The 9,279-nt window shown below is 39.8% G+C and carries 7 protein-coding genes and 2 pseudogenes; 6 read left to right on the forward strand and 3 right to left on the reverse strand.

Annotated features, from left to right (window positions below):
• Window positions 1–220: 220 nt before the first annotated feature.
• The 5 genes and pseudogenes from LAY57_RS22470 to LAY57_RS22490 form a co-directional block, all read left to right on the forward strand.
• Entirely contained in the window at window positions 221–2,785 is a 2,565-nt protein-coding gene (locus LAY57_RS22470) for a CHAT domain-containing protein (protein ID WP_249069087.1), read from the forward strand.
• Between the two features lie 217 nt (window positions 2,786–3,002).
• Window positions 3,003–3,239, forward strand: coding sequence for a hypothetical protein (locus LAY57_RS22475; protein WP_249069088.1), 237 nt, complete (start codon window positions 3,003–3,005; stop codon window positions 3,237–3,239).
• Window positions 3,239–3,577, forward strand: a complete 339-nt coding sequence (locus LAY57_RS22480; protein ID WP_249069089.1) for a type II toxin-antitoxin system PemK/MazF family toxin — start codon at window positions 3,239–3,241, stop codon at window positions 3,575–3,577. Before LAY57_RS22475 ends, LAY57_RS22480 begins: the two co-directional genes overlap by 1 nt.
• 63 nt (window positions 3,578–3,640) lie before the next feature.
• Entirely contained in the window at window positions 3,641–3,844 is a 204-nt protein-coding gene (locus tag LAY57_RS22485) for a type II toxin-antitoxin system HicB family antitoxin (RefSeq protein ID WP_249069090.1), read from the forward strand.
• A 47-nt stretch (window positions 3,845–3,891) separates the two neighbouring features.
• A pseudogene (locus LAY57_RS22490) lies at window positions 3,892–4,113 on the forward strand (type II toxin-antitoxin system HicA family toxin); the annotation flags it as partial.
• 107 nt (window positions 4,114–4,220) lie between these two features.
• Here LAY57_RS22490 and LAY57_RS22495 read toward each other — a convergent pair.
• The 3 genes from LAY57_RS22495 to LAY57_RS22505 all read right to left on the reverse strand — a co-directional run bounded on the left by LAY57_RS22495 (window position 4,221) and on the right by LAY57_RS22505 (window position 8,314).
• Window positions 4,221–5,222: a tetratricopeptide repeat protein gene (locus tag LAY57_RS22495; RefSeq protein ID WP_249069091.1), complete on the reverse strand. Its 1,002-nt coding sequence runs from the start codon at window positions 5,220–5,222 to the stop codon at window positions 4,221–4,223.
• Window positions 5,219–6,925: a protein kinase domain-containing protein gene (locus tag LAY57_RS22500; protein WP_249069092.1), complete on the reverse strand. Its 1,707-nt coding sequence runs from the start codon at window positions 6,923–6,925 to the stop codon at window positions 5,219–5,221. The genes LAY57_RS22495 and LAY57_RS22500 overlap by 4 nt, the downstream gene beginning before the upstream one ends.
• Before the next feature lie 84 nt (window positions 6,926–7,009).
• Entirely contained in the window at window positions 7,010–8,314 is a 1,305-nt protein-coding gene (locus tag LAY57_RS22505; protein ID WP_249069093.1) for a helix-turn-helix transcriptional regulator, read from the reverse strand.
• A 398-nt stretch (window positions 8,315–8,712) separates the two neighbouring features.
• Between LAY57_RS22505 and LAY57_RS22510 the strand changes: the two are divergent.
• A pseudogene (locus tag LAY57_RS22510) lies at window positions 8,713–9,279 on the forward strand (PPC domain-containing protein); the annotation flags it as partial.

Below are 9,279 nucleotides of genomic sequence, written 5' to 3' on the forward strand. Positions count from 1 at the left end.
GTAAGTGTCACAAGATAAATACAAATTTTGGGGTACTTTGTTGCGATATAGCAACCGCCAAGGCGGTTAGGGCAACTCCAACTCTTACTTCTTATCCAAATCCCTTACGGAGTAACCTTTTCCCTCTTCCCTCTTCCCTAGCCCCTAGCCCCTAGCCCCTAGCCCCTAGCTATAAGAGCGCTAAAGCGCAACAACGTACCTTTTAGAGAGAGGAGCGAGCGTGTTTTTTGGTAGAGATAAATCACTTTGGAAATATGTACTGCTGGGAGTAGCGATCGCCCTTTTGATCGGCTGTCACCAGGGTAAATTTGCTGCTGCTTCTCAAGTGCGATCGCGAAGCGACGCTCAATTTCTAACTAGGGAGGGACATGAGCTATTAAATCAGGGAAAAGCAGAAGAAGCGTTGAAAAATTGGTCAGAAGCGACCAGTATTTACAGCGAATTAGGTTTACCAGAAGGCGTTACTGGTAGCCAAATCAATCAAAGTCTGGCGTTGCGATCGTTAGGGCAATATCGTCGTGCTTGTATGACATTATTGTCAGCTTTAAAACTGGATTCTGGAGATAATTTATTTTGCAAGCAACCGTCCGAAATTGAGTTATCAAGCCAAAAACAACTGGATTTATTCAAACAAGCTCTTGTTAAACAAAAATCTTCCTCTGTCAACGCGATCGGGTTGCGAATTCTCGGCGATGTCTTGCGAGACATTGGCAATTTAGAAGAATCTCAATCGGTTTTGCAAGAAAGTTTAAAAATGAGCGAGCGCCTCCAATTATCCCCCGATGTTAATGCTAATTTATTAAGTTTAGGGAATACTAAACAAGCTTTGTATAATAAAGGAATTGACTTGTATGAAAGAACAGAATTATCTAGAGATAGAGACTATGCTATAAAAATAGCTGAACAAGCCTTCGGTGAATATCAAGAAGCCGTTAAACAGGCAGAAAATAGCCCGACTGCTAAAGTTACACAAATCCAAGCTAAATTAAATTATCTGAGCTTTTTGTTGAAATATGAAAGTTGGTTAAAAAATGAGAATTCCAAAGGAAATAATTCCCAATTAACCCAAAAATTAAATCAATTTAAATCCCAAATCCAGCCGCTAGTTGATGAATTACTTAATGATAAAGATTTATTTTCTAACTTATCTCCAATTCAGGCAATCTACGCGCAGCTAAACTTTGCTACCAGTTTAATCCAAGTTTCGCCAGAAAATGCGTCTATAGCTATCCAACACGCCACAAATGCGCGATCGCAAACACAAGAGTTAGAAAATAAACGAGCAGAAGCTTATGCTCTTAGTATTTTAGGTGATTTATACGAGCAAACTAATAAACTATCTTTCGCTGAAAATTTCACTGAAGAAGGAGTTTTAGTAGCTCAATCTATTCGGGCTGAAGATATTGCTTATCAGTCGCAACGACAGTTAGGACGGATCTACGAAAAACAGGGGAAAACTGAAGATGCGATCGCAGCTTACGATGCAGCAATTAAAACCCTTGATGCAGTCCGTCGCGATTTATTATACATCAATGGAGACCTGCTTTTTTCCTTTCGATCGAAGGTAGAACCAGTCTATCGAGAAGCAATTAATTTGTATTTGAAAGAACCGAATGAAGAGCATCTGAAAAAGATACTTGAAATAAACGATCGCTTCCAGCTAACAGAACTAGAAAATTTCCTCCAATGCGACTTTATAGACTCGGTATCCCTTGAGGATACAGTCAATAAGTTAGATCGTCCTCCAGCAGCTATTATTTACACCATTATTTTGGAAAAGCAAAATAAGCTCGAAGTTATTGTTAGCGTTCCCCATCAGTCTGTACCTCATCATTACAGCGTACCTTGGAACGAAGTTAAAAGTAATATTTCGGTGCTGAGTAGTTATCTTCAAAATGAAAATCTTAGAAACGATAACCCTAACAATACAATTTCTCCCAATTTTCAAGAACTTTATAAATTATTAATTGCCCCAGCTAAAACCTACTTACCAAAAGAAGGAACCTTAATCTTTGTGCTGGACAGTCAATTACAAAACATTCCAATGGCGCTACTGCAAGATGAAGATAAACGCTACTTAATTGAAGATTACAGTATTGCCCTTAGTTTAGGTTCCCAAATCCGAGAACCAAAGTTTTTTCCTTGGAAGCAGTCGAAAGCATTAATTGCTGGAGTTAGTTATAGTGATATGACTTTCCCTCCCGATTACAGGAAACTCGATAATGTAGAAGCTGAATTAGTTGAAGTAGGAAACAATACAGTTTCAAAAGAGATACTTACCAATGATAATTTTACCATAGAAGGTTTCACAAATAAACTTAATGCTTCTGATTTTACGATTATTCATTTAGCAACTCACGGTCAGTTTAGCTCTAACGCCGAGAAAACATTTATTCTTGCTTACGATAAGCCAATTAATGTCAGACAGTTAGACAATTTACTGAGGAGCAAAACTCAAGATAGTCCAGATCCCATTGAGTTACTTGTCTTGAGTGCTTGTCAAACAGCAAAAGGAGATAAACGAGGTGGTTTAGGTATCGCCGGAGTAGCGGTGCAAGCAGGTGCTAGGAGTACGCTGGCAAGTCTTTGGGTGGTGAGCGATCGATCTACTACTTTATTTATGAAAGAATTTTACCAAAACTTAAAAGCAGGTGCTACGAAAGCCGAAGCTTTGCGACAAGCACAACTGGCTTTTTTGAAGAATCCTAACAATAATCCTGAGTACAAAGTTTACGAGCATCCTTATTATTGGGCACCTTTTATTTTAGCAGGTAATTGGCTTTAATTTAACAGATTTTCTAGGTACGTTGTTGCGCTTTAGCGCTCTTATCTGGCGAAGACAGCACAACAATATACCTTTTTTAAGATGTAGTTGCGTAATATCGTGTCCGGTTTAGCGAACAATCTCTCCATCAGGCAAACAATTTAAAAAAACCGCCCTACCATACGACTTGCATCATTCAGGTATAATTATAAGTAGACAAATTGCCCGGAAACAATTTATGGAAACAGCGATATCACTTCCAGATTCAGTTTTTCATGAAGCGGAAACACTAGCTAAACAGTTGGGGTTATCTCGCAGCGAACTTTATACGAAGGCGCTAAAAGCATACTTACAGAAATATGACCGAGATCTGATTTTGGCAAAACTGAATCAGGTTTACTCGGAAGAATCATCTGAATTAGATTCGGTGTTAGCAAAAATGCAATTCATGTCTTTACCACGTGAGGATTGGTAGTGTATCGCGGAGAAATTTGGTGGGCAACCTTACCTGACCCACTTGGTTCGGAAGCAGGATACCGCCGCCCTGTCTTGATTGTTCAAGATGATACTTTTACCCAGAGTCGCATCAGAACAGTAATTGTGGCGATCATTACATCCAATAAGCGACTGGCAGAAGCACCTGGTAATGTTTTGTTACCGCGTGAAGCAACCGACTTGCCCCAAGATTCTGTTGTTAATGTGTCTCAAATTTTTACTATCGATAAAACGGTTTTGATGGAACGAGTGGGGTCGTTACCGGATAGTTTGCAAGAGGAAGTAGATGAAGGTCTACGAATGATTTTGTATCTCTGACAAAACTTTCCCAGACTTCTCCGAAAAAATGCAACAAAAAATGAATAACAGGATAACTACACTATGAAAATTAAAGTCATCATTCACCAAGCAGAAGAAGGCGGATATTGGGCTGAAGTTCCCGCAATTCCCGGATGTGCTACCCAAGGCGAAACTTTTGAGGAATTGCTGCAAAATCTCTATGAAGCAATTGAAGGTTGTCTATCTGTCGATGTTGAATCAATTAAGACAACTGATAAAGATAGAATTATGGAGATTGCTATATGAACTCTATCTCTGGCAAAAAGTTAGCGAAGTTGTGAGAGAAAAATGGGTGGATATTATTACGAGTTCAAGGAAGTTATCACATCTACGGTAAACCAGGTAATACAGTACGAATTTCTGTGCCAATTCACGGTAATAAAGATTTGAAAATTGGCATATTAAAACACTTACTTAAAATGGCTGGATTGTTGGAAAATGCTCATCAAGAAAATAGTACGCCTGAACAATCCACGTCTGAAGATATGGATAATGAATCGAATCCTGAAAATTAATAGTAAATTAATTTGCTATGTCACCCACACCACCCGGAAATCAAAGATACTGTTGGCGAATTAACTGGGGGGGTAATACCTGACAGTATCTTTGATTCGCAAGCGGACTAGAACGCCTGCGCTTCATTAACTCGATCGAATCCTGTTTGTGCTTTTTCTAACTCGACTGTATCTCCCGCAATTTTTGCTAACTTAATTGCCATTCCGTAACGAGATTTCGCCAATTCTAACAATCCTTGTTTAAAGTAAATATCTCCCAATTTTCGATGAACCTGTGCTGTCTGACTACCGTCTTTCACCAGCGATTCTAGCATTTCTTGGATTTCGCTAATTAAATTTTTGCCATGATAGATGCTATACAAATCCTGAAGTGATTTCTCCTCTTTTGGAATACTTAACTTGTTAATTCGATCGACAACATCTCGCACCTGCTTAATATCCTCTTTCTTCAGCATAGCAAATATTGCTTCTCCTGGTGCTGCAAGCTTTTCGGGTGATTCAGTTTTAGCTTCAACTATTAATTTATATTTCCGTCCCGGTTGTAAAGGTTCCACGTCGGGAGGATAATTCCATTTAATTTCATTGTCAGTGGTATTTGCTATCCTTTCCCAGTTTACCCCCGAACCAGTTATATCTTGTATTCGCACGGTGTAATCGGTAATTCCCGGTACAATCTGCCAGGAAATTGGCGGTCTATCATTGATTAAATCTGTCTTGTAGGGACTGATAATATAAGGGGTATTAGGATTGCGAATAGGACTGCGACCGTCATCATTACGACAACCGTTTCTCCGGTCAGTGCAATCTAGTCCTTGTGTTGGTGGTTGACAGCGATCGCTCACGCGAGATACATTACCAGTAGGTAGGTTCCAAGTTTGTCCATTATTATAACAAAGAACAACAACATTAGCTGCACTTTTCGGTTGCAAGGTATCACCGACATAGAGCAGTTTTCCGGCTGTAATTTGGCTATCATTTTCCGCAACAATAATTCGTCCAACGGGATTGTTACCAACGGTGGCTATCGTCCAATCTACATTAGTCAGAATTAAGGCGATAACTAAGGAAACTGTTGCTAAGATTGAAAAAAGTGATATTTTTAGTTTCATTTATTTTGTCCTGTTTCTTTCAAACGTTGGGATGCCATAGTTTTCCATACTTTCACTTCTACGCTATCTCTCGAATCCTTTTCTAGACAATTTTCCCATTCTGTTAACGCTCCTTTTTTGTCACCTTGAGCTTCTATTACCTGTGCCAATAAGCAATAAGAATCAGCACGTTTTGGATTAAAATTTATTGCATTTTGCAAGTCAGATTTAGCCTCAGCATAGTCAGCTTGTACCAAATGCGCCCAACCGCGATTTTTGGACAAAGTTGACTTGATTTTAATCTGCTCGTTAGTAACTTTTTGTAAGCCGCGTGTGGTCAATTCAATAGCTGTGGTAGTATCTCTATCCAAAATTTTCAGACGAGCTAAATCGCTAAGAGCATTAACTGCAACGGGACTATTAGATTCAATAGCTAGCTTGTATTGGGATTCGGCACTTTGAAAGTCACTCGCATCATCGTAAAGTCCTCCTAAATTATATCGAGCTACGGGATTATTTGGGTTAAGGTTGAGAGCTTGTTCGTACTTAATTTGAGCGCAACGAAAATCTTTTTTTGTTTGGCATAGCAATCCCATATTATTATAAATTCTGGCATCTTTCGGATTATATTTCAAGGCTAATTCGTAGAATTCCCACGCTTTATCTAACTGTCCTACTTTTTGCGCTTCTACCCCTCGCTCATAGTAGTTTTGGCTAATCCAAGGATATGCCGATCGATAGAGAAAAATACCGCTGATTCCTATTGCTATTCCTACTGTTAACCCCCATTTAAATTTTCGAGAATTAGTTAATAATATGGCATATTTTAATAACAAATTTTTGGCCGTCAAATACCGCAGAATTACCGTTGTATTTTGCGGTCTGTCCGCTGGGTTAAAAGCCATCAAATCATCAATAAAGTCTGCTAATGGCTTGGATATCTGCGGTGCTTCTTCTTGCCAAACCAACTTACCTAATTGAGAAATTTTATGAAATTCGTAAGGCGGCTTACCTGTTACAAAATGCAAAAAAGTGCGTCCAAGAGCGTAAAAATCTGATTGCCGAATTGTTTGACCATTGATTTGTTCTGGTGGCGTGTAGCCTTCTGAAAAAATTGTCGTAACGCTGTTCATTTCGACATCTGCCAAATAGTTATTATCAATTGCCCTAACAGTACCAAAATCAATTAATACCAATTGCCCATCGGGCTTGAGCATAATGTTAGATGGTTTAATATCTCGATGTAAAAACTTATTTTGATGTACAACATCTAAAATTTCTATTAATTGTCTCAGCCAATTTAAGGCTAGGGATTGAGATATTTTACCATTTTCTGCTAACCATTGCTCTAAGTTCTGCCCATCAATTTTTTCCATCACCAAGCAGTAGAGTTCCTGGGTACTTTTATTAGGTGTAAAAGGAAAGTAACCATTTAGATCGACTTTGGGAATTCCTGGATGATTGAGGAATTCCAAAGTCAAGGCTTCTCGCGCAAACATTTCGACTAATTGTTCTCTATTATCTTTTAACACCTTCATAACTTTTGGCGTTCCACTATCATCTACTTCAAATACTTCAGTGGATGAGAGTGGATTTAATGGACGTAACGGTTTTAGGAGGCGATACCGCCGATCGATAAGTAATTGAGTACCGCAAAATTGACAGAACTCTACACTGTCCGAATTCTGACGTTGTTGGCATTCTGGATTAATACAATAGTTCACCCCATACTCAACTCCTGACTAAAAGATTGTGCAAAATAAAATTATATAATTTTTCCATGTTTTTTACTTCATTCTTTCGGGTGGTTAACGAGATTTTTGGACGTACTTTTTAACTACAGGTTGTAAGGTGAAAACTATTTCACTTGTGTCTTTATTGGGAAATTTTTCAATGAGCGATCGCCCTCCCAAAGATGCTAGGGCTTCGATTAACTCTGATGCAGATAAGGTGGCTGTCATGTTCGAGCGCAATTCTTCAAATGAAGTGGGTTTATTTTGATTTGCCAAAGATTTCACTACCTCTTTTTCTAAATCTGATAAGCGTTTGAATAAGTCATCTAGCAGTTCGCGATAATCTGGGCTGAGAACTGTTGTTCCTAACTTGATGAACTTGGCGACATCTTTATTGAAGATATCTTCAATCATAACAATGGCTAACTTTAATGCTAACGGATTACCTCGATAAAGTTTAATTAAATCATCCCAACATTCTTCGCCAGTGAGATTTTTTGACTGCAAGATTTCCTTGGCTGCTTCTGAATTTAAACCCTCTAGTTGCAATGATCGAACTAATCTGTTTGCGCTTTCAAGTCGAATAATTTCTCCTGGTTTCTCTTGAGTGCTAACTAACAAGCAGCTTTGATGCTGTTCTTCTCCTATTCTTCTTAGGAATATGCCGTAGCCTTCATATCCCTTACTGTAGCGTCCAAACCGATCGCCATTACGCAGGATCGTCTCTACGCCATCGAGTACCAGCAGACAGCGGTGCTGGCGCAAATACCCAATCAGCCGCGAGATTCCTTCATCGGCGGTTTTCGGTAGATCTAGCTCCGATGAGTGAGGTAGGGTTTTGAGAAAATCGGCTAAAAGCTCTAGGAGGGGTGGGGCATTGCGTAGCGATCGCCAAATGACGATCTTAAACTCATCCTGGATCTGCTGGGCTAACTTGTGGGCCAAGAAACTTTTGCCGATTCCCGGCATACCCAGCAGCGCTACCAGACGACAGTTATCTTTAATTATCCATTCTTCTAGGATTGCCAGTTCTTTGGTGCGTCCGTAAAAAACAGAGACATCGGGCGCTTCGCCCCAATCTTGGTGGGGGGTGTCGGATATTGCTGCAACTGGATTGGTGCGATCTGTATGTTGCTGGGCTTGATACTGGGAGACGAGTAGCTGCTGTAGTTGGGCTAGCTTCACTGGCCCTCTGCCGGAGATGTGAAATTTTTGGTAAATCTCGCTTAAGCGCTTGCGGACTGCATCTTCGCTGATGGCTAGCTGGCGTGCGATCGCAGGTGTCGTTTGGCCATCCATTGCTAAGGATAATGCTTCTAGTTCGGTGTCGGAAACGCCGTGTTTTCTGGCGATGGTTTGGAGAAAGTCTTGAGGTATCACGGTTTGACGCTCACATTTATAGGAGTTGTTTTAACTGCGGGACTTACGGCTCGCAGCAGTACGGGTAGCCTCTGAAGAGTTTGTTTCCGTAAATCCCGATCTATTTCCATTGTGTCTCATATCCGTGAGAGCTGGAAGAAATTCGATCATCGGGAGGAGTTAGGCGGGTGTGAGTTGACGAGCAAAAATTTTGCTCACACTCTTGACAGTGCTATTTAAGCTGAATACAATTAAATTATTCGTATGAGTATATGAATGAGATAGAGCGGTCGATAAATTTACCCAAAAGTTGCTTTTAGCAACTTAGTATCCCTTGGAACCCACATTCCGTTGTAATGTTACGCAATACGAAGTCCACAATATTAATGCTGTTCAGTTTGTTCAGGAGAATTTAAGTCATGTTAGAAGAACGCTCTCTTTTTAACGAAAGTTTTTATCTAGAATCCAATCTAGATGTAGCTGAAGCGAAGGCTAAAGGTGTTGTCAATAGTGGGTTTGACCACTTTGAGCAGTTTGGCAAATTCGAGCGTCGAAATCCCAGCGCCTTGTTTGACCAAAATTTATATCTTTCCAAATATGTTGATGTGGCGCAGGCAGTGGATAAACGGGGTTTTGGAAGTGCCTTTGACCACTTTATGTTATTCGGGCAAAAAGAATTGCGGGATGCCAGTATTGTATTTCAGAATAGCTATTATTTAGCCAAAAATCAGGATGTTGACGCCGCAGTTAAAAAAGATGAACTGACGGGAATCGAACATTTTGTTAAGTATGGCATTGATGAGGGACGCGCTGCTTCGGATAAATTTGATCTTGGATATTATTTGGGAAATTATCCCGATTTAAAGGCGGCGGGATTAAATAATTCACAAGCAATTCAACATTTTGTTCGGCACGGTTTACAAGAGAAACGTTTTGGTTGTTTGTTAGATATAATTACCGGAAACTTAGTCGTAACGCCACTAACT

The sequence above is a fragment of the Argonema antarcticum A004/B2 genome (assembly GCF_023333585.1).
Taxonomy (GTDB): Bacteria; Cyanobacteriota; Cyanobacteriia; order Cyanobacteriales; family Aerosakkonemataceae; genus Argonema; species Argonema antarcticum.